The 20116-nt window shown below is 42.6% G+C and carries 18 protein-coding genes and 2 tRNA genes; 2 read left to right on the top strand and 18 right to left on the bottom strand.

The genetic code is table 11. The features are described from left to right. Positions 1 to 90: 90 nt before the first annotated feature. The 3 genes from EDD68_RS13210 to spoIIE form a co-directional block, all read right to left on the bottom strand. Positions 91 to 1044, bottom strand: a complete 954-nt coding sequence (locus tag EDD68_RS13210) for a protein kinase domain-containing protein (RefSeq protein WP_132372764.1) — start codon at positions 1042 to 1044, stop codon at positions 91 to 93. Further along, on the bottom strand, positions 1013 to 1783 hold the full coding sequence (locus tag EDD68_RS13205; RefSeq protein WP_341540283.1) for a vWA domain-containing protein: 771 nt from the start codon (positions 1781 to 1783) through the stop codon (positions 1013 to 1015). Before EDD68_RS13205 ends, EDD68_RS13210 begins: the two co-directional genes overlap by 32 nt. An 87-nt stretch (positions 1784 to 1870) precedes the next feature. Beyond that, a complete protein-coding gene (gene spoIIE / locus EDD68_RS13200) occupies positions 1871 to 4324 on the bottom strand; it encodes a stage II sporulation protein E (RefSeq protein ID WP_132372762.1) in 2454 nt (817 codons plus the stop codon). Positions 4325 to 4835: 511 nt separating this feature from the next. Here spoIIE and EDD68_RS13195 point away from each other — a divergent pair. Together EDD68_RS13195 and EDD68_RS13190 are read left to right on the top strand one after the other, a co-directional pair. After that, positions 4836 to 4909 (top strand) — tRNA-Met (locus EDD68_RS13195). Between the two features lie 16 nt (positions 4910 to 4925). Next, positions 4926 to 4997 (top strand) — tRNA-Glu (locus EDD68_RS13190). A gap of 314 nt (positions 4998 to 5311) precedes the next feature. Here the strand turns inward: EDD68_RS13190 and EDD68_RS13185 are convergent. The 15 genes from EDD68_RS13185 to spoVG form a co-directional block, all read right to left on the bottom strand. Next, the gene (locus EDD68_RS13185) at positions 5312 to 5692 is read right to left on the bottom strand and encodes a S1 domain-containing RNA-binding protein (RefSeq protein ID WP_132372761.1); all 381 of its coding nucleotides are present in this window, start codon (positions 5690 to 5692) and stop codon (positions 5312 to 5314) included. 74 nt (positions 5693 to 5766) lie between these two features. Next, complete coding sequence (locus EDD68_RS13180; protein ID WP_132372760.1) at positions 5767 to 6147, bottom strand: FtsB family cell division protein; 381 nt, start codon at positions 6145 to 6147, stop codon at positions 5767 to 5769. A gap of 6 nt (positions 6148 to 6153) precedes the next feature. Then, positions 6154 to 6753, bottom strand: coding sequence for a spore cortex biosynthesis protein YabQ (yabQ, locus tag EDD68_RS13175; protein ID WP_132372759.1), 600 nt, complete (start codon positions 6751 to 6753; stop codon positions 6154 to 6156). Beyond that, on the bottom strand, positions 6750 to 7049 hold the full coding sequence (yabP, locus tag EDD68_RS13170; RefSeq protein ID WP_132372758.1) for a sporulation protein YabP: 300 nt from the start codon (positions 7047 to 7049) through the stop codon (positions 6750 to 6752). The genes yabQ and yabP overlap by 4 nt, the downstream gene beginning before the upstream one ends. Positions 7050 to 7128: 79 nt before the next feature. Continuing rightward, positions 7129 to 7404 carry an RNA-binding S4 domain-containing protein gene (locus EDD68_RS13165; RefSeq protein WP_132372757.1) on the bottom strand — a complete coding sequence of 92 codons (276 nt, stop codon included), beginning with the start codon at positions 7402 to 7404 and terminating at the stop codon, positions 7129 to 7131. 8 nt (positions 7405 to 7412) lie between these two features. Next, positions 7413 to 8894 (bottom strand): bifunctional methyltransferase/pyrophosphohydrolase YabN, encoded by a 1482-nt coding sequence (gene yabN / locus EDD68_RS13160; RefSeq protein ID WP_132372756.1) that lies wholly within the window; start codon positions 8892 to 8894, stop codon positions 7413 to 7415. After that, positions 8891 to 10468, bottom strand: a complete 1578-nt coding sequence (locus EDD68_RS13155) for a putative polysaccharide biosynthesis protein (RefSeq protein ID WP_165902186.1) — start codon at positions 10466 to 10468, stop codon at positions 8891 to 8893. The genes yabN and EDD68_RS13155 overlap by 4 nt, the downstream gene beginning before the upstream one ends. A gap of 145 nt (positions 10469 to 10613) precedes the next feature. Continuing rightward, positions 10614 to 11147 carry a stage V sporulation protein T gene (gene spoVT / locus EDD68_RS13150; protein WP_132372754.1) on the bottom strand — a complete coding sequence of 178 codons (534 nt, stop codon included), beginning with the start codon at positions 11145 to 11147 and terminating at the stop codon, positions 10614 to 10616. Positions 11148 to 11523: 376 nt separating this feature from the next. Further along, entirely contained in the window at positions 11524 to 15075 is a 3552-nt protein-coding gene (mfd, locus tag EDD68_RS13145) for a transcription-repair coupling factor (protein WP_132372753.1), read from the bottom strand. A gap of 121 nt (positions 15076 to 15196) precedes the next feature. Continuing rightward, complete coding sequence (gene fin, locus EDD68_RS13140) at positions 15197 to 15427, bottom strand: anti-sigma-F factor Fin (RefSeq protein WP_132372752.1); 231 nt, start codon at positions 15425 to 15427, stop codon at positions 15197 to 15199. A gap of 70 nt (positions 15428 to 15497) precedes the next feature. Continuing rightward, positions 15498 to 16055 carry an aminoacyl-tRNA hydrolase gene (gene pth / locus EDD68_RS13135; RefSeq protein ID WP_132372751.1) on the bottom strand — a complete coding sequence of 186 codons (558 nt, stop codon included), beginning with the start codon at positions 16053 to 16055 and terminating at the stop codon, positions 15498 to 15500. Between the two features lie 219 nt (positions 16056 to 16274). Continuing rightward, complete coding sequence (locus EDD68_RS13130; protein WP_132372750.1) at positions 16275 to 16895, bottom strand: 50S ribosomal protein L25/general stress protein Ctc; 621 nt, start codon at positions 16893 to 16895, stop codon at positions 16275 to 16277. A gap of 94 nt (positions 16896 to 16989) precedes the next feature. Continuing rightward, positions 16990 to 17943 (bottom strand): ribose-phosphate diphosphokinase, encoded by a 954-nt coding sequence (locus tag EDD68_RS13125; protein ID WP_132372749.1) that lies wholly within the window; start codon positions 17941 to 17943, stop codon positions 16990 to 16992. A 17-nt stretch (positions 17944 to 17960) separates the two neighbouring features. Further along, positions 17961 to 19340, bottom strand: a complete 1380-nt coding sequence (gene glmU / locus EDD68_RS13120; RefSeq protein WP_132372748.1) for a bifunctional UDP-N-acetylglucosamine diphosphorylase/glucosamine-1-phosphate N-acetyltransferase GlmU — start codon at positions 19338 to 19340, stop codon at positions 17961 to 17963. 415 nt (positions 19341 to 19755) lie between these two features. Then, entirely contained in the window at positions 19756 to 20046 is a 291-nt protein-coding gene (gene spoVG / locus EDD68_RS13115; RefSeq protein WP_132372747.1) for a septation regulator SpoVG, read from the bottom strand. Between the last annotated feature and the right edge of the window lie 70 nt (positions 20047 to 20116).

The following is a 20116-nucleotide window of genomic DNA, read 5'->3' as shown; positions in this document are numbered from 1 at the left end:
GCTGTTCCTGTATCATTTATATCCTACACTTTCTAAGGAGGAACTGCAAAGAGAACATCACAAAAAATGAATTTTTTTATCATTTTTGATTTACAGGGATTGAAATATGAAAAATACGAAGCTGAACAAAAGCAGGACAAGCCCAATCCCTAAAGACTCCAGCATCCGATAATGATCAGGGGATGAATGTTTGCCAGGCTGTGCTCTTTTTTGAACAGATTTCCCATGATTTTTTGGTTTTGTTGTCAGATGGTTTAATAAGTCCTGCTTCATTTCTTTACTGGATTTATATTTTCCAAATAATGCCCGTTCGATACAGGGGGAATATTTTTGAAGCATCTGCTGCTGGTGCAGTTTTTCTTTTAACGTTTTTACCGGGTCAGCCCCCTTCTCAAACCGCCCTGGATAGTACACCTGAAGCATCACCATTGCCAGAGCGAACAAATCATACCCCGGTTCAGCTTTTCTGCTGCCCAGCCCCCAGTATCCCCGGTCATAAAATTCCGTATACTCTTTAATCGCCCTGCCTATTCGGGTTGTGCCCCCGACATCAATCCAGCGCAGCCTTGGCGGAGAAGCAATTACAATGAGATTTTCTGGTTTTAAATCCCCGAATACCCACCCCGCCTGATGGAGCGCATCCAAATCATCTAATAGCTGAAGCGCCAAAATACCCAGCCATTCCTCGCCTTTTCGGCTAATAAAGGCATTCAATTCATAGCCTTTCAGATATTCCATAACATAAAATGACAGGGTTTCTCCTGTAGAGGTTTGCCAGTCATCCACGTCCATTAAAGAAGGCCCAAGGCGGGCTCCCTGGACCTGATTCAGTGCCTTTAGCACGTTGACTTCTGTTGTAATGGACGCCTGCTGATGACTGATTTTCAATGCTACATATTGCGACTGAGTGCAGGCTAAATAGACGGTGCCGCACGCCCCATGTCCAAGCTTTTTTACAATCTGATACGTATGATGATGCCACTTCCCGTTTATAAAAGTACCAGGCTTTACATCAATGACCGGGTTCTTCATAGTAGATTTCATCTGATGTTCTCCGTTCTTTTATTTCCGGCGTGCGGGCAAACTGGAACAACGCCTCTTTTAAAGCAGGGCCTGTTGGAGTAATCCCTCCGCTCGTCAATTTTGGGAATATCGATGAAATATTTTGGATGGAAGGGGTCCAGGACAGGAGCCTGGAAATATGCCGTTTTTTCCCTGGAAAACTGAAAATCGCAAATCTGTTCTTTCCGGGTCTGGCCCCAAGACTTAATGACAGATCTTCCAGGGCTTCTTTCACTGTAGGCAATTTTTTGGTCATACTTGCGCTTGTGTCCACTAAAACAAGTACTTCTAAATCGCATGTTTCCCCCAACTCTTCTACAACTTCCATCACTTCTCCCCGTTTCTCAGGGGGCAGATCATCCATGGATTTTTCTGACCCTAAAATTTCCTGCAATTCCTGATTGACAACTCCCTGGATGGTCTGGGTCATGGCCTGTCGGGTCACCATCTGAACCGTCTGGGAAAGGGCTTTTGCAAAAACAATTCGGCTTACCCCTCCCCCGGCTGATGCAATCTCTTCCACTTCCTGAAGACCTTCAGGCTGCTCCGATTGATCGTCTTCCAGTACACCGATGACATTAACCGTAATCCCCTGTTCCCGAATGAGGGAACTGACTGCTGCAGGATCTTCACCCTGATTTGAACAACCGTCGGTAATTAGTAAAATTTGCTTCAATGTCCCTCTTCTCAATTTGCTTCCCTCCTCCTTTGCTATTATCATCCTCGACGATTGCTTTCGATTTTATACCTGTTAAAAAGGAGTGATTGGAAATTTTTTTCTTCTACTAGAGGAGGAAGTCACTTGATTCTATTTCGCTTCTTTATATAAGGAAAAAGATGCCCACTTTGGAATATTGTTGTCAATCTTTGCCGTAAGCACGGTCATATCATCATCAATTTTACCATCTTTTGAACGGAATACTTCTTCCAGGATCAAATCGGATACAACCTGGGGATCATCAGATTCCATTTCCCTAATTTTCCGCTTCAGCCATGCATCCGTATTTTCCACATATTTCGGTCCTTCAAAAATACCATCACTCATCATAACTAACAGATCCCCTGGTTTCAGCTGTTCGCTGACCACATCTACATCAAATTCTTGAATAATGCCTATAGGCAAATTGCTCGCCTCGATTTTCAATACGTGATCACCCCGCTTGATAAAGCTTGGCGTTGAGCCGATTTTTAAAAATTTCGCATCGGCACTATGTAAATCTATTACCGCCAGATCCAGGGTAGAAAAAATTTCATCTGTTGTGCGTAGAGACAATACAGAATTAATCGATTTGATCGCCACTTTTTCATCAATGCCCGACTGTAAGATTTGCTGCAGAAGGCTTAACGTATCCATACTTTCAATATAAGCCCTCTCACCATTCCCCATTCCATCACTGATGGCCAGTGCATATCGTCCAGTTCCAAGTTCCATCGTTAAATGACTGTCACCGGAGACCAGGCCTCCCCCTTTAGCAGCATGGGCAACACCGGTTTTTATGGAATATTTCCTGGCAGATTTGAACACAAAATAGCCGTAACCATTGGGAAAAGGGGAAACTTCCTCATGCTTGACTTCAATGGTCTCCCCTAATATTTCTGACAGGACAGGAGCGATGACTTTTGATGCCTCACCATGGTAATCATAAAAGGATAAGGTCATTTCGATATCCACATTGCCGGCCTCAAGGCTGTATATATCTAACTTTTCAATTTCAAATCCAAGTTCCTTTATTGTGTCCATAATCTCTGTTTCCTTCCTCTCCTGAATTTTCCTCTCCTTCATAATTTCCTTTGCAAATTCCTCCATCACATCCGATACTCCTTTTAGCTGATCAGCTACAAATCTTCTGCTTTCAATCACCTGTTTTTTCAGCCGCTGGTTGGCCAAATAAAAGGAAAATTCCTGTTTCATTGTTTCGATTACCTTGCTCGATTTGATACAGTGATTTTCAAAATCCCTCAGCAACTTACGACGCTTCATCAGTGAACCGTCTTCAATGCCTTCTGTCATTTCCCGCATCAGTTGATATGTCTGATCAAAGTTCCTGACCCAGCAATTTTCTTTTTTAAAACAGGATTGGCATGTTTTTTCTGTGACATTACTTAAAAAATAGTCCATTTCTTTTTTGTTTTCTTTATCATGTTCATCCGGGTCGATTTTTGAAAAACTTTTTGAAAGGGCCTGAAACATATCTGAAAATTGTTCTATTTTGCTTGCTGTCACATCCCGAACTTTTTGCATGTATTTTTCCTGCTCCTTTGAATGTTCGTTTGTCCCCGGAATATATCGGGCCACTCTTGAAATCCAGCTCTCGGGAGTCATAAAAAACAGCAATACAGCGAAACCCGTTTCCATTAACATGGTTGTAAACTCACGGCCTTCATTCCAGTAGATGCCGATGAGCAGCGTTCCCACGAACAGGCCCAGTCCGACTCCGAGCTTTTTGCCTTCTTTTAAAAGCCCTCCCAGTAATCCCGAAAAAGCCAGCAGGCTCATTTGATATAAACTCGCCACATTCGCAAGGCTTAAAATCAGTCCAGTAACAACGCCAACCGTAGAACCTATGGCTGCCCCGGCTACAAAAGCAAACCAGAGCACGAAGTACCGGGATAACACCTGTTCGACCGATGCATCATAAATGGTCCAGCCAATGGTTCCGGTCAGTACGGAGGCTAATAAAATCATCATGCAGACAATCTCTTCATTTTTTAGGGTTTGTTTATAACGTTTTGGTGATAAAAGGGGTACACCCTGCATAAAGATGTAAACGAGAACCACACTTAAGCTGGCTTCCACAATGGAAAACATCCATTCATATGAAGACCAGTTCCCCTGAATATAATTCATTCCCATCCTGGATATAAAATAAGATGCAAAAACAAGTATAGGAATCATCCGCTGCTGGTGTTTTACCTTTTTAAACAGTACAGCGAAGGTAAAGAAAAACATGATGGCAGCAAAGAGAAGAATGGTATGCTGCATATGGATGGTTAAAGCACCAGTCAGTGCAGCCAGTGCCAGCTTCAACGTCAGCTTTCTCCTGAGCATCCATACCGAAGCCACAAAAGCGACAGCAAAAGGAGAAACGGCAGATAAAATGATGACCCGTCCCAGTAAAAAGGCGATAAAAATAAGAAGCCAGCCACGATCGATGAGCAATTTTCTGGATTTTTCCCCGGCTATACGCTTCCACTTTGTCCATGTATCCCCATTTAATTTTTGGGATGTTTTTGAATGCGTTTTTGAAATAGATCCGATCATATAACCAATCCTCCTTCTTTGTTTCTTTATTGAATCACAAGTCCTTTATAATTTTTGTCAAAACAACAGGAGCATCACCAAAAAAAGTTCGACTCCATTCTGAAAAACGAAGTAGTTTTCAACAATTCGGTTAGTAGAGTTAGGAGAGTGTATCCTAAACCGTGTCGGAATCGTGAAAAAACATCCAGAATCCCCTTGAAAAAATTTTGCGCTCCCCTGAAGACTGAGTAAAAATTCCCCACATTTGGACAAACTGCAAAGAATAGCGGAAGCGCACGCTTAGCAATGGAAGATCAGCGAGGAAGCTGCCGCCACCATCGGAAAGTTGAAGTGAACCCGGGGGCGGGTGCTGGAGATAAACGATAAAGGAAAGCGGAAGCACCCTGTCTGACAACGCCTGATCGATTGTATGAATGCTTGAAGCAAATGGCCAAAAATATTTAAAAATCTATTGACAGCCTGTATAAACCTGTTGTACTATATTGCTTGTGACTTGAGAAAAAGTTGCCGTGGCGGTGTAGCTCAGCTGGCGAGAGCGTACGGTTCATACCCGTGAGGTCGGGGGTTCGATTCCCTCCACCGCCATTTGCTTTCAAACAGGGGCCCGTTGGTCAAGTGGTTAAGACACCGCCCTTTCACGGCGGTAACACGGGTTCGAATCCCGTACGGGTCATCATCCAAATCCTTGTCCTATCCGCACATATACGTGCGGATTTTTTATTTTTCAGACGGACTCAGCATATACGAGATGAAGGTTTAATATTAGAAATGGCGAGAATAATTTGAACAAAAGATATCTTCTTCCGGTACTTGAAATAAAAAAAGTGGTGCGCACCACATAAACTGGTAAGCACCACTTTTTTAACAGGCCTGGTCTTTATCCGGTTGCACCAAAAAGGAGAAGCTGGTTGTACAGCTTCTCCTTTTTTTATGAAAATGTTGTTCCTTATTTAAATTTTTATCAGTTAACTTTCGATAGACAGCAAGTTATCCTCTCTTCGCGCCTCGACCTCCACGTCTTGATTCTGTGTGTTTCCGCAATGAAGCTAAACGGTCTTCGCTTTCTTTTAAAAAACGGTTCATTTTTGCTTCAAAGGATTCATTTTTTCTCTTCATGCGTTTCTTTTCCGCATGTTCATTCGCTTTCTTAATAGATAGTCCAATCTTACCATCTTTTTCAACATTAATCACTTTGACTTCAACCTGATCTCCTACTTTTAAATGGTCGTTGATATCTTTGACGTATTTGTCTGCTACCTCACTGATGTGAACGAGGCCGGTTGAACCTTCTGGCAGTTCAACAAATGCTCCAAAGTTTGTAATACCAGTCACTTTGCCCTGCAACTTGCTGCCTACTTCAACTGACATAAAAAAAATGCTCCTCCTTAAAAGTTTTAAAAGTATTCATTAGTATTTATTATATATAAGTCAGAAAAAGCGTGTCAATAAGATGGCTTCTCGTCAGGAATCTTAAATATAATTTCCCCTTCTTCAGAGAAAAAATAATCTTTACGGGCAATTTGCAGCAAATAATCTGTATCGTTTAACAGCTGGACCTCTTCCTTCAGGTGCTTTTCCTCGGATTTTAATTGTTCCAGCCTTGCTTCAAGCTCATTATACTCCTCCTGCTTTTGCTTGTATAATTCCCGCTGGTTAAGGTGATAGACCATAAGGGAACCGAAAGTAATCAGAACTACGGCCGCAAAAAGGGCCAGGCGGCGATAGAGAAACTTTTTCTTTTGTTTTCGCTGGTCTATGTACTCATTATATTGCTCCATATACCGGGACTGAATTTTGGCAATCTGTTGTTTCCTTGATCCCATCACCGATTACCTCCTGTTCCTCATCAGTTTCTTCCACCACTGGTTGATGATACCTTTTATTTTACTATACTTTTTCCCTTTTTGGACTAAGCATTTTTTCACATTTTTTGGCACAATGGCCAGGATGAGTTTCCCAACCTTCATAACAGGGTATTGAATAATTCTCCACAACATTGACAAAAGCCAGAATAATATTCCCCAAATTAGCGATAATATGTAAATCAGAAGTTTCAGCATCCATTGGACCGGGGCGATGATCAGCAATTCGACAAGACGGCGGCAAACATGGACCAGGCGAGCGGCAAACATGATACATTGCTCTAAAATGGTTAAATACAGAGATTTAAACAGAGCCTGATACCCGGCAAAACCACAGAGTATAGCGATCCAGATATAAAAACGAATTTCCCCCTGATTGATCAAAAACAAAATGTAAAAAATAATGAGGGACTGCAAAATCCAGAATAATATTTCATAGACATATACAGTGAGTTTATTTCTTTTTTTTCGTCTGTGAAACCGGTAAAACGTATCCGCTGCCATTCCGATATAAAAGCCGCTGCCTATCATCGCCGCCATAGTGATAAACTGTATATTCAGGCTCATTTAAACAGCTTGTTGAAGAGTCCTTTTGTTTTCTCTCCCTGGTGATTATCCAGGTAAGCAACTTCATAAATTCGCCCCTTAATGGATACTAATCCTTCCTCTACATCGAGGTTTTTCATATGAAGGTTTTCTCCGCGTATGACAAGATAGCCCATTGTGGTCTGCAGTAAAAATTCTTCATTATCAAAGCTATCCACTTCTTTGACGCCGGTCAGATCAAGCAATCTTCTGTTTGACATTTTGATTGAATGTTCTTTATTCCGTTCTGTTCCAAAATGCTGGATCTCATTGTTCATCATCCTGTCCCTCCTTTTCAATAAAAATGTATGCTTAAAGGGACAAGACTAGAACTTTCAGCCGGAAAATTTTCAAAAACTACTCATGCCTGGTGGGCTGCTGTATGTTTTCTTCCTTTATAACCGTATAGAGAGAGGACGCATCTTCTTTTTTTACATGCTCTTTTAAGTCCTGGATTTTTACTGTCAAGATTTTCTGACCAAAGCGGATCGTCAGTTCATCTCCAGCGGAAACCTTTGAAGATGCCTTGGCCACGCTGCCATTAATCTCAATTCTTCCCTGTTCAGCCACTTCTTTGACAAGGGTTCTTCTTTTAATTAAACGGGAAATTTTCAAAAACTTATCCAGTCTCATCTCGCTTATCATCCTCTTCTTTTCGCCTTTTTTGGAACGAGTTTTGCTTCCTTCCAGAAATGATCCAGTTCTTTCAGGGAATAATCCTCCCACGTTCTGTTATTTCTGGCGATTTGTTCTTCTATAAAATGAAACCTTTCTTCAAATTTTCGATTTGTCCGCTGTAGTGCGATTTCCGGATTAATCTTGTAGTATCTGGCTAAATTAACAGCTGCAAATAATACGTCTCCAAACTCCATTTCAGCTTCTTGTAGCTTTTTATTCGCAACTGCTTCCTGAAATTCCTTCAATTCTTCCTGGATTTTTTCCAGTATCGGTTCAGGATGATCCCAGTCGAAACCAACTTTTGCTGCTTTTTTCTGCAATTCTAAGGCATAGAGGATGGCCGGAAGGGATTTTGCAATGCCATCTAACACGGACGATGGAGCCTCCCCCTTTTCCTTGTCTTTAATATCCTCCCACTTTTCCACCACTTCTTCTGGTGTTTCAGCGGTTCCTTCTCCAAAGACATGAGGATGGCGGCGAATCATCTTTTCGGTGATATGACGGATGACATCGTCGATGGAAAAATAGCCATTGTCCTCTCCAATCTGGCTGTGGAGCATGACTTGAAGCAGGACATCTCCGAGCTCTTCGGCAATTTGTTCATCGTCCTGATCATCAATGGCTTCCAGGGTTTCATAGGCTTCCTCAATTAAATACGGTTTCAGGGTTTCATGGGTCTGTTGTTTGTCCCACGGGCAGCCATTCGGTCCCCTTAACTCAGCAATGACTTCCCTGAGCCGCTGAAACCGGTGATTGAGGAGCTGTTCCTCAGCAGGCGGGACATAAACAGATATGAAATTGCTGACCGGCATCTCCCGATCGAGCTGGTACAACGGAACCTTTTTCACCCACTCATCTCTGCTCCCCGCTGCATGGACCACATAAACGGTGTAATCGTGGGGCAAATCTTCCATAAGCGATAATTTCACTTCAGACGCGATGACTTCATCATAAACCTGGCAAAAAATTATATGGTTTCGATATTGTAAATCTCCCCGTTTAAACCGGGTAGCATCGACAAACTGAAATCCTTCGATAGGATCGATTTTTAAAATGGAAAACAGGTCATCGAGATAGCTTTTTCCGCCCCGAATAGATACTTCCATACTGGGATTCTGTTTTTCCTGCTCCAGCAGTAATTGGACCGTTCTTTCGGCAAGCATGGGATGTCCCGGTACTGCATATACAATTTCCCCTCCCTTTGCCTCCTCCAGCAGACGATTCGCAATAGCCTGGTACACTTCATCAAATTCATCAAACTGTTCATATATATCGTCGAAGGATTCAAAGGGGATATGTTTTTGCTCAAGGCTTTCCATTACTGGATGATCCTTCGTTCGAACAAACAGTTTTTGTTCCCTGCGCTCCAGTTGACGGAGAATGCCGACCGGAAGCTGATCCAGATCGCCTGCTCCCAGCCCTATGACGGTTATTCTGGACTTCATCGTGATTTCACCCCTAAAATCCGAAAAATTTTATCACGGTAAGGTACTTCCCTTAATTCTTCTTCTGTAAAAGTATTCAATTTTAACAGCAAACCTAAATACAATAACGCACCCGTCATGCAGGAGGTTAAAACAACCCACAAAAACTCGATCCGCTCTTCAATAGTAAACAAGTTGACTGCCCCAGATGTAATTCCATAAACAACAGCTATCATCATAAGTAAAGCAAAACCGGCTTTTCTCCAGGGAATGATTTTAACAATAGATATGGATACATGCTGTTTTAAGATGACTAAAAATATCCATAACAGTACAGCAGTGCTTACGACCGATGCCAGGGCCGCTCCGGTTATACCCGCAACCGGAATGAGCCAGATATTCAAAATTCCCTTGGCCACCATGGCACCGAAAAACCATATAATCTGCCTTTTCACATAACCAAACTTTTGTAAAATGACCGATAAACTCATCGTTAAAGACAGGAGAAAAATCAGCAGGGAAAAAAGCTGCAATGCTCCTGTGCCCTCATTGGTTTTATAAAGAAGTACATTCACTGCCGGAAATATGGTGATCAATCCAGCAGCCGCCCCGAAGGAAAATAAAAAGGTTAATTTGAAAACACTTTTAATATCATCGGTTACGACCTCTGTTCTCTTGTTCTGAAATACCGGAATCATGGCTAGGGATAGTGAAGATCCAAAAACAATCCCAAATTGAACAAGGGGTTGCCCTCGGTCAAAAACCCCTTTTTCCTTTTTCGCTTCTTCCAGGGTAAGACCATACTCCTGCAGAGCTGGAATCATCGTGAACACATCCACCAGCTGAAACAGCAAAAGAATCATATAATTCAGGCTAAAAACAAACCCCGTGACCAACAATGTTTTCCAGACATTCAGGTACTGAAATACATTCGTAAAGATTTTTCGGCTCACATTTACTGATGTAAACACCTCTCGGCTTTTCCATAACAAAAACAGGGCCGCAGTCAAAGCCGCGACTGTTGAAGCAAAGGCGGCACCTGCTCCCAGCTCATACAGGCTTCTTTTCTCCAGAAACATGACAGTTGCAAACATGATACCGCTCACACGCACGAATTGTTCCAGGATTTGTGACCATGCGGCAGCTGACATATGATAGGAGGCCTGTTGAATGCCCCTAAACAGCGAGGTCAACGGAAAAGCTAAATAAACATATGACGCCATCCGTAAAGGTTCAGCCAGCTCAGGATCCCCCATCCAGCGGGCCAGGTGTTCGGAGCTTGAATAAAGAATGAAGAATAAGGCTCCGCCAAATGCATATAAATACAGGAAAACAGCCGTATATAACCCCTGTGCAGAGGAATCGTTACTGTTGATTTGTTTCGCGATCAGGCTAGATATAGCCGCCGGAAATCCGTATATGGACAAAAGCCAGGCAAGAGAAAGAAAGGGATAAACCTGCTGATAAATATACAGCCCCTGGTCACCGGCTATGTTTTGTAACGGAATCCGGTATCCTGCACTCAATACCTTACTGATGACACCTGCAATTGAGAATACCAGCACCCCATGCAAAAGTCCCCTGTACGGTTTCATCATTTTCGCCTTTCTATCACAAACTTAACCAACATTATACCACATCAAAAAAGCACAAGCCCCGTTTAGGGAACTGGACATCTCCATCCAGGATACGGAAAAAAGGCTGCCTCAATCTGGCAGCCTTTGTGATCTCATACTCCTGTTATTCCATTTGTCTTGCAAGGAAGCTGGATGCTGTCTCTGCTGCTTTTTGTTCCACATCCCCTACCGGCCGGTCTTTAGAAATCATAATGACACAACCGACAGGGTCCCCATTAGCCACGATGGGAGACATCACATATGAAGAAATGGTTTCTTCGTGTCCGTCAACGATTTCCAGTGAACTTTCATTTTTCTCCACTTTAACCGACCGATCTTCCATCACATTTTCAACCATTGTCCCAACTTTTTTATTTAAGTAATCCTTTTTAGAAGTCCCTGCTACTGCTATAAATTCATCCCGATCCGAAATCAAGACTACCTGGCCAATGGAATCAAACAAAGCTTCTGCATATTCCTGTGCAAAATCTCCAAGCTCATTGATTGGAGAATATTTTTTTAATATGACTTCGCCTTCGCGGTCGACGAATATTTCCAGCGGATCCCCTTCTCTTATTCGGAGTGTTCTTCTTATTTCTTTTGGAACCACTACTCTTCCCAGGTCATCAATGCGACGAACAATTCCTGTTGCCTTCATATCTTTGAATTCCTCGCTTTCTTTGATGTTCTTCTGCTGGTGATTTCATATACCGTATGACTTATGTCACCAGGGTTGTACAAATAGTATCTGACATAACCTAAAAACTATACACCATGACAATGATTTTCATGCCAAAGCAAGGCCTGTCATTCAAGGAAAACATCTTTTTCAATCATGCTCTTATGAGGGTGTATACCATCCCCTAAAGATGGTGTTCATTTATAGTGTTGACAGACATTTCCCAGTTATGCATCAACACCCTGTCGGATCCATTCAACAAACCGTGTATAATTTCAGCCGGGTCATAACTAGCCGACAGCCAGGAAATAGGTACCATCACATGTACTTTTTGTACATATATTCGGTTCCTCTGCTACTGGATATGTCGGTTTTGATCATTTTTTTCTCTTTTTACTTCGTGAAGCCGTGCTAAAAATTGTTCCAGCAGGTCATACTTTCTGGGAAGGTGGCTCTGGTCCGGTTTAAACACGATTTTTAGCTTCATATCTTCGGTTCCAAGCTGAATCAATCGATCATACTCACTGGCTAATTCAAACAGACTGACCCCGTCCACCTTTTGACTTTCTTTTTCCGTCATGAGGCATTCAATTTTTTTGCTTTGTTCTGTAATCGATTCAATCGACTCACGCCTTGCATACATTTTAATCCTTGAAACTTGAAAGAGCCGATCCACTTCTTCAGGATAATCACCAAACCGATCGATTAGCTCTTCTTGAAGCTCATACACATCTTCCATTGTGCGGATCGCTTGAAATTGTTTGTATATATCAATTTTTTGCTTTTCATCCTTAATATATGAAGCAGGAATATACGCATCCATCTTAAGATTTAGCTCTGGCTCAAAAGGCCTTGATTCTTCATAGGGTTTGCCGCCCTTTCTAGCGTCTATGGCGTCTTTTAACATCTGAGAGTACATATCAAATCCTACTGAATCAATAAAACCATGCTGTTCAGCACCCAGGAGATTCCCGGCACCCCGAATGGATAAATCCCGCATGGCGATTTTAAAACCCGATCCTAGTTCTGTAAATTCTTTGATGGCCTGAAGCCGTTTTTCCGCTACCTCAGACAAGACTTTATCTTTCTGATACGTAAAATAAGCATAGGCGACCCGATTGGAGCGACCTACCCGTCCCCGCAATTGATACAGCTGACTTAATCCCATCTTATCCGCGTCATAAACAATAAGGGTATTCACATTAGGGATATCCACCCCTGTCTCAATAATCGTGGTACTCACTAAAACATCGTACTGGCCTTCAAGAAAATTAAACATCACATGTTCCAGCTCTGTTTCATTCATTTGCCCATGGGCAAAAGCAACCCGGGCATCTTCCACAAGCATAGCAATTTCTTTGGCCATGCGCTCAATGTTTTCCACCCGATTATAGAGGAAAAATACCTGACCGCCCCGGGCCAGCTCCCGCTCAATAGCTTCCCGGATAAAAACCGGATTGTATTCGATGACATACGTTTGAATCGGAAAACGATTTTCCGGCGGTGTTTCAATCACGGACAAATCCCGAACACCCAGCATGGACATATGGAGAGTTCGGGGAATGGGAGTAGCTGTCAGCGTCAATACATCTATATTGGTTTTCATTTGTTTAATTTTTTCTTTATGTTTTACACCAAAGCGCTGTTCTTCATCTACAATGAGCAGGCCCAGATCTTTAAACTCTACATCTCTAGATAGCAGCCGGTGGGTACCGATGACAATATCAATTAACCCCTTTTTCAACTGGTTGATGGTATCTTTTTGCTGTTTCCGGGATCTGAACCGGCTTAACAGCCCAATTTTCACACCAAAATCCTGAAATCGCTCTTGAAACGTTTCAAAATGCTGCTGTGCCAGAATCGTGGTCGGCACCAGCACCGCCACCTGTTTTTCATCAAGAACCGCTTTAAAGGCGGCGCGAATGGCCACTTCCGTTTTTCCATAGCCCACATCTCCGCACAGCAGGCGATCCATAGGACGGGGCTTTTCCATGTCCATTTTTACCTCTTCGATACAGCGGAGCTGATCCGCGGTCTCTTGATATGGAAATGCAGCTTCAAATTCCCGCTGGAGGTCTGTATCCTTAGCAAAAGCGTAACCTTTCGATGTCTCTCGCTCCGCATATAGCTTAATTAAATCATCTGCAATATCCTCTACAGAGGACTGAACCTTTTTCTTAACCTTTTTCCATTCGCTTCCGCCTAATTTATAAAGTTTTGGTTCCTTTCCTTCCGATCCTACATATTTTTGTACGAGATCAATTTGGTCAATAGGAACATAAAGTTTGTCATTCCCCGAGTATTTAATCAACATATAATCTTTATGATTGCCGCCTACTTCAAGAGTTTCTATGCCGAGATATTTTCCGATTCCATGGCTGGAATGGACTACATAGTCTCCTGTTTTTAATTCCTGATAATTTTTGATTCGTTCTGCATTGGAGATTTTTTGTTTTCGCTTTGGGCGGGACGTTTTCTTTTTAAATAATTCTTCCTCCGTTAAAATCGCAATTTTATATAATGGCATTTCAAAACCGCCATGGATATTCCCCTCTATGACAGCTGGAACAGGGAAAGGGGGCTCGATTTCCTGATTACCGGCCATCGCTTCCATGCCATAGTCTTCGAGTACGGACTGAACTTTTTCCATACGTTTTTTATTCGGTGCAACAATGAAAACAGAAAAATTCCCCTTTTTCCAGCGTTGCATCTCATTTTTCAGGAGATTCATTTGTCCATGGAACTGCTGCATAGCACGGCAGGACAGATTCACAATATTTTCTGGCTGTGTGTTTGGAATATGACGTAAAAATACAGACAGATACAACATTTGATGATTCATCTTATCAAGGATATCCTGCCAGTCAAACGAAGTGGAAACGCCCCTTACGATTTGACGGTTTTCAAGAAGGCTCTGGACCCATTCAGCCTCTTCCCGGTCTAGCTGTGAAGCTGTTTCCTGAATACGGCTCATTTCATCCATAATGATAATCCCATTGTTTGGGAGAAAGTCTATTAAACTAGCAGGCTGCTGGTAAAACAGGGAAACATATTTATACATTTCTTGAAATCGCTCGCCGTTTTTTAACCGCTCCATGTCATATTCAATGTTTTCGATAAGCTGTTCCTGTCCCGTGTTCGTTTTCATTTTCTTTAACGACTGCTGCAAAGCATCATCAAGACGCTGGATGGATCTGGAGATATCTTCATCTGAAACCATCAATTCATCGGCAGGGCCAATGATCATCTGTTTCATTTTTTCCAGCGAGCGCTGATTTTCAGGATCAAAAAGCCGTATGGAGTCTACTTCGTCATCGAAAAGCTCAATACGGACAGGGTATTCTTCCGTTAATGGATAAATATCGATAATCCCCCCGCGGATACTGAATTCTCCTGGAGTCATGACCATTTCTTCCCGTTTATATCCCATATCTATGAGCATCTTGAGCATAAGGTCAAAATCAATGGTAGACCCCAGTTCTATCCGCAATTGGTTCTTTTCCCAGTATGATAAAGGGGGAAGCATGCGTTTCAATGCTGCAACCGGTGTAATTAAGATTCCTTTTTGATTCCGAATCCATTGATTAAGAGAATCCAGACGCTGGCTTTTTAATTCCGGACTGGCAATCGCGATTTCAGAGGCCAATAATTCATTTACGGGATAAAGGTGAACAAATTGTTCTCCCGTTAACTCCAGCAAATCTTCATAAAGCCTCTGGGCCTGAGTCAGGTGATGGGTAACAACCATTATCGGACGGTCCATGGATTCATGCAGCAGGGAGATAAAAACACTGCGGGCCGTCCCGGTTAACCCGGAAATCAGTTGCTCCTTCATGCCTGATGAAAGTCCAGAAATGATTGAATGGATCTCATCTTGTTTTTTTAAATAATTCTTCAACCCTTGCAACCTTTACTCCCCCTTGAGTTCCTCTCCCAATACAAAAATAGGGATGCCCCGAATCCAGGGTGCAGATATGACCGTTCATGGATTCGGCCGGGACATCTCCATAAGATGTAATGGGATTTCCTTATTGAATAAATGTATCCAGTTCATGGTAAAAAGGATTCCGATCTAACGCGTCCTGACAAAACTCGCAGATTGTTTTAATCTCAATATCTCCATTATCCAAATGTGTTATCAATTCCCGTCTTTCTTCGAGTGAAAGACGATCGAGGCCGAGCTGTTCCTCTTCAATATATGGCTCATCCAGCTTACCGACCACACGATGGCAATGATGACAGCGGTATACGATAGCCAACGCTAAACCCTCCCTCGGACAAGAAAAATCATCTTCTAGTCTGCCCGGGAAGGGAGCAAGTTATTCCAGACTAATTAAAAATATTCATTACTTCCGCAAACGTTTTCTCTGTCCATATTTCACAGGCATCAGCCGCTTTCTGGATGCTTTCATCAATTAGTGGTTGTTCGTCGGAAGTGAAAGAGCCTAATACATGATCAACGACCGATGTTGCACCGGCAGGCTTTCCTACACCAATCCGAATACGTTTAAATGATTTAGTATCCAGATGATCGATCATGTTGCGGATACCGTTGTGTCCCCCGTGTCCGCCTTTTTGACGGAGGCGGATTTTCCCCGGAGGCAAGTCCAGATCATCATAAATCACCAGCAAATCACTGAGATCTATATCATAATAGTCCAGAATCGGACGGACAGCCTCTCCTGACAAATTCATATACGTCAGAGGTTTCACCAGCATGACCTTTTCATCACGATAGGTCTCTATTGTGTATAAAGCCTTAAATTTCTCTTTATCTAACGTCCACTGATGACGTTGAAGCAGTTCATCTATAACCATAAAACCAATGTTATGCCTTGTTTTTTCATATTTTACACCTGGATTCCCAAGACCTACGATACACTTCATTCTATGCCAGACTCCTTTTTATATACCTTATTACCCGTCCATCATTTTACCAGAAATATCAGTGCGACTGAAAATTTTTATTCTCCTTGCTCTCATCATTTTAACACAGAAACCGCAGGGTAGCTTAACGGTACTGATCTACCTGCGGATCCTCGTGATCAACAAATAAAAACCCGAACGGTTTTCATCAAACCGCACGGGCTGTCCTTTTTCCTTGATCTATTCTTCTCCTCCATGGATAGCTTCAGGTTCCTGTGGTGCGTCTTCTTCTTCATCATCTTCTTTCTGGTTTTGCGGAGGCAATACCGTAACGATCGTCCGGTCGTCATCGTCCAGTATTTCATAGCCCTTTTCTTGCTTTAAATCACCTACTGTGATACTATCACCTATTTCAAGCTTCGATACATCAATTCGAATTTCTTCCGGGATTTCATTCGGCCTGGCGCGGACATTTAACTCCCGAAGTGTCTGCTGCAAAACACCGCCATTTTTGGTTCCAGCTGCTTCTCCGTCCAGATGAATGGTCACTTCTACATCCACGGTTGCTTTCATATCCACAACATAAAAATCAGCGTGGATTAATTCACCCTTTATTGGATCAGCCTGGTAGTCATGAAGCATGACCTGCATCGTATTTCCGCCTTCTACCTCCAGCAGAAACACGGCGTTTTTTCCTTCCTGACGGACTGTTTTCAACAGCTCCACACTATCGACAGAAACTGTAGAAGGATCTTTTGTCTTTCCGTATACAACTGCTGGTATCAACCCTTTCCTGCGCAGTTTTCTAGTTGTCGAACGGGTTAAATCCTCTCTTTGTTTTGCCTGAATTTTTGCCGGCATGATCAATCACCCTCCATCCGTTTATAAAAACACCTACTATCCTTACTTTCCCTGAATGCAGAGTGATTAAACCTATTTTCTGATTTTTTCCAGATTAATCAAATAAAACACTGATTGATTTGCGTTCGTGTACCCGCATAATGGCTTCACTGATCAGTTCACCGACAGACAATTGTGTAATTTTTTCAATTCGCTTTTCTTCTGAAAGGGGAATCGTATTGGTTACTACAAGCTCTGTAATTTTAGAACTTTCGATCCGTTCGATGGCCGGTCCGGAAAGTACCGGATGGGTACAGCAGGCATACACTTCTTTCGCCCCGTTTTCAATTAATGCGTTTGCGGCAAGGGTAATGGTACCGGCCGTATCAATAATGTCATCAATGATAATGGCCGTTTTTCCTTCAATATTTCCTACAATGTTCATTACTTCAGCCACATTTGGACGGGGACGGCGTTTATCAATAATCGCTATCGGTGCTTTGAGGCGATCTGCCATTTTACGTGCCCGGGTTACACCTCCATGATCAGGTGAAACAACCACGATATCCTCAAAATTTTTCTTCTCAAAATACTCCGTTAAAATCGGTACTCCCACAAGGTGATCGATGGGAATATCAAAAAATCCCTGGATTTGGGGCGCATGCAAGTCCAGCATAATGACGCGGGATGCTCCTGCAGTCTGTAATAAGTTAGCCACCAGCTTGGCTGTAATTGGCTCCCTTGCACGTGCTTTCCGGTCCTGACGGGCATATCCGTAGTAAGGCATCACGATATTAATTGTTCTGGCAGACGCCCGCTTCAGCGCATCGATCATGATTAACAGTTCCATCATGTGCTCATTGACCGGCTGGCTGGTCGACTGTACCACGTATACATCACAGCCTCGAATACTCTCTTCAATATTGATTTGAATTTCACCATCACTGAACCGGGAGACGGTACATTTGCCTAATTCCACGCCAATATTGTCGGCAATTTCCTTAGCCAGCTCAGGGTTTGAATTCAGCGAGAACACTTTTAGTGACGGGTCTTGATAATGATTAGACATGGTCAGATAAACCTCCATTAATCTTTTTTCATCTTTTTTAGCTTATCAGCATAGCCTTCTTTATTTACCTGGCGGGAACGCGCAATGGATAAAGCTTTTTCAGGAACGTCTTTTGTAATGGTTGAGCCCGCAGCAACATAAGAACCCTTTTTAACTGTAACAGGAGCAACCAGATTGGAATTACAGCCGATAAAGGCGTCATCTTCAATAATGGTTTTGTATTTGCGTTCACCGTCATAATTCACCGTAATCGTGCCGCAGCCAATATTCACATCTCTGCCAATTTCTGCATCCCCGATATAACTGAGATGAGAAGCCTTGCTACCGTGTTCTATGACCGATTTTTTCACTTCTACAAAATTTCCTATTTTGACATCATCATGGAGTTCAGAATTTGGACGAATATGGGCAAATGGACCAATGTTTACTCTTGCGCCGATCTTGCTGTCATGGGCAACACTCTGTCTGATGACAGAATCTTCTCCGATCTCACAATTGCTGATTTCACTGTTCGGTCCGATAACTGCTCCGGTTTTAATCGTTGTATTTCCTAGAATCATGCAGCCCGGATAAATCGTTACATCCTGTTCAATGGCTACATCCGTTCCAATATACGTATGATCCGGGTCAATTAGCGTAACACCGTTTTTCATATGCTCTTCATTAATCCGTTTTCTCATGATCTGTTCAGCCATGGCCAGCGCTGCACGGTCATTGACCCCAATGGTTTCCTCAAAACGGTCTGTTTGATAGGCAGAAATCTTTTCTCCCTGTCTTTTTAATATTTCAATGACATCTGGTAAATAGTATTCCCCCTGAGCATTGTCATTTGATACGTGTTTTAATGCATAAAACAATGACCGATTATCAAAGACATAAGTGCCCGTATTAATTTCAGTTATGTTTCGTTCCTCTTCCGTTGCATCTTTATGTTCCACGATTTTTTCAACATGGTTTTGTTCATTGCGCACGATTCTTCCATAACCATCAGGATTTTGATGCAGTGCGGTTAAGATTGTAGCCTTGGCCTGTTTTTTTTCATGGTGATCTAAAAGCGCTTCCATTGTTTGAGAGGTCAATAGCGGTGTATCCCCACATACAACAATGGTCGTCCCTTCTTTATCTTCCAGGTGTACAGCAGCCTGCATCACAGCATGACCCGTACCGAGCTGTTCTTCCTGCATCACATAACGGGTTCTATTTCCCAGTTGTTCTTTGACACGCTCAGCACCATATCCTACAACTGTAATCACTGCATCAAGTTTTAGCGGCTCCAGCTGGTCCATGACATGCTGAACCATCGGTTTATCGCATACCGGATGCAGTACTTTGTACAAAGAAGATTTCATTCTCGTTCCCTGTCCTGCAGCTAAAACAATCGCAAAACGCCTGGTCATTCGATACCCTCCATCCTTAATGTCCATTACGAATATATCTTAAAATATGTGTGATTTCAATAAAGAACCTATAGAAACCGAATATTTCAAAAAATTATACTACGCAGAAGCTGCTGCCTGACCGTGAAAGCGCTGAATGGTCTGCGGAGAAGCTGACTGATTTACAGCGGGGCAAAAACGTCTCAGGGCCTGAAGCCAGAGTTTATAACCCCAGGGAGGTGTCTGTATAGCGGACGTATGAACTGAACAGCTTCTATAAGACAAAAGCGATGCGAGGTTTTCTGAAGGAAATTAGGAATCAATCCTGAATGGGGTTCTGAGGCAAAAGCATGGAGGTTTTTTCAATGTTCCATTTTATAAAAAAGCATAAAAAAGAAGCCTAATCTTTGGTGATTAGACTCCTGTGCTGTTAAGATTATGATGCGCCGGCTTCTTCATACTTTTCCTCTTCCTCGCCAGCACGGTGATATTCTGCTAACACAGCATCCTGAATTTTTGCCCGGGTGTCTGAATTAATCGGATGTGCGATATCCCGGAACTCCCCATCAGGCGTGCGTTTGCTTGGCATAGCCACAAACAACCCGTTGTTACCGTCGATAACACGAATGTCGTGAACAACAAACTCCTGATCTAAGGTAATTGATGCAATGGCGCGCATTCTACCATCAGTGTTCACGCGGCGCAATCTTACGTCAGTCACTTCCATTCCTGTCTCACCACCTTTTCCCTTAGAACTTATTAACTTTATTTCCACAAATATAAAAAAATTCCTTCTA

Source organism: Melghiribacillus thermohalophilus, assembly GCF_004342905.1.
Lineage (GTDB): Bacteria > Bacillota > Bacilli > Bacillales > Alkalibacillaceae > Melghiribacillus > Melghiribacillus thermohalophilus.
The sequence above is the reverse complement of the archived record's forward strand: the minus strand, read 5'-3'. Positions and strand labels throughout refer to the sequence as shown.

Excerpts from the sequence above, each read along its gene's own strand:
- EDD68_RS13210 (WP_132372764.1), bottom strand. The coding sequence starts at position 1,044 with ATGAAATCTACTATGAAGAACCCGGTCATTGATGTAAAGCCTGGTACT.
- EDD68_RS13205 (WP_341540283.1), bottom strand. The coding sequence starts at position 1,783 with ATGATAATAGCAAAGGAGGAGGGAAGCAAATTGAGAAGAGGGACATTG.
- spoIIE (WP_132372762.1), bottom strand. The coding sequence starts at position 4,324 with ATGATCGGATCTATTTCAAAAACGCATTCAAAAACATCCCAAAAATTA.
- EDD68_RS13185 (WP_132372761.1), bottom strand. The coding sequence starts at position 5,692 with ATGTCAGTTGAAGTAGGCAGCAAGTTGCAGGGCAAAGTGACTGGTATT.
- EDD68_RS13180 (WP_132372760.1), bottom strand. The coding sequence starts at position 6,147 with ATGGGATCAAGGAAACAACAGATTGCCAAAATTCAGTCCCGGTATATG.
- yabQ (WP_132372759.1), bottom strand. The coding sequence starts at position 6,753 with ATGAGCCTGAATATACAGTTTATCACTATGGCGGCGATGATAGGCAGC.
- yabP (WP_132372758.1), bottom strand. The coding sequence starts at position 7,049 with ATGAACAATGAGATCCAGCATTTTGGAACAGAACGGAATAAAGAACAT.
- EDD68_RS13165 (WP_132372757.1), bottom strand. The coding sequence starts at position 7,404 with ATGAGACTGGATAAGTTTTTGAAAATTTCCCGTTTAATTAAAAGAAGA.
- yabN (WP_132372756.1), bottom strand. The coding sequence starts at position 8,894 with ATGAAGTCCAGAATAACCGTCATAGGGCTGGGAGCAGGCGATCTGGAT.
- EDD68_RS13155 (WP_165902186.1), bottom strand. The coding sequence starts at position 10,468 with ATGAAACCGTACAGGGGACTTTTGCATGGGGTGCTGGTATTCTCAATT.
- spoVT (WP_132372754.1), bottom strand. The coding sequence starts at position 11,147 with ATGAAGGCAACAGGAATTGTTCGTCGCATTGATGACCTGGGAAGAGTA.
- pth (WP_132372751.1), bottom strand. The coding sequence starts at position 16,055 with ATGAAGTGTATCGTAGGTCTTGGGAATCCAGGTGTAAAATATGAAAAA.
- EDD68_RS13130 (WP_132372750.1), bottom strand. The coding sequence starts at position 16,895 with ATGCCGGCAAAAATTCAGGCAAAACAAAGAGAGGATTTAACCCGTTCG.
- EDD68_RS13125 (WP_132372749.1), bottom strand. The coding sequence starts at position 17,943 with ATGTCTAATCATTATCAAGACCCGTCACTAAAAGTGTTCTCGCTGAAT.
- glmU (WP_132372748.1), bottom strand. The coding sequence starts at position 19,340 with ATGACCAGGCGTTTTGCGATTGTTTTAGCTGCAGGACAGGGAACGAGA.
- spoVG (WP_132372747.1), bottom strand. The coding sequence starts at position 20,046 with ATGGAAGTGACTGACGTAAGATTGCGCCGCGTGAACACTGATGGTAGA.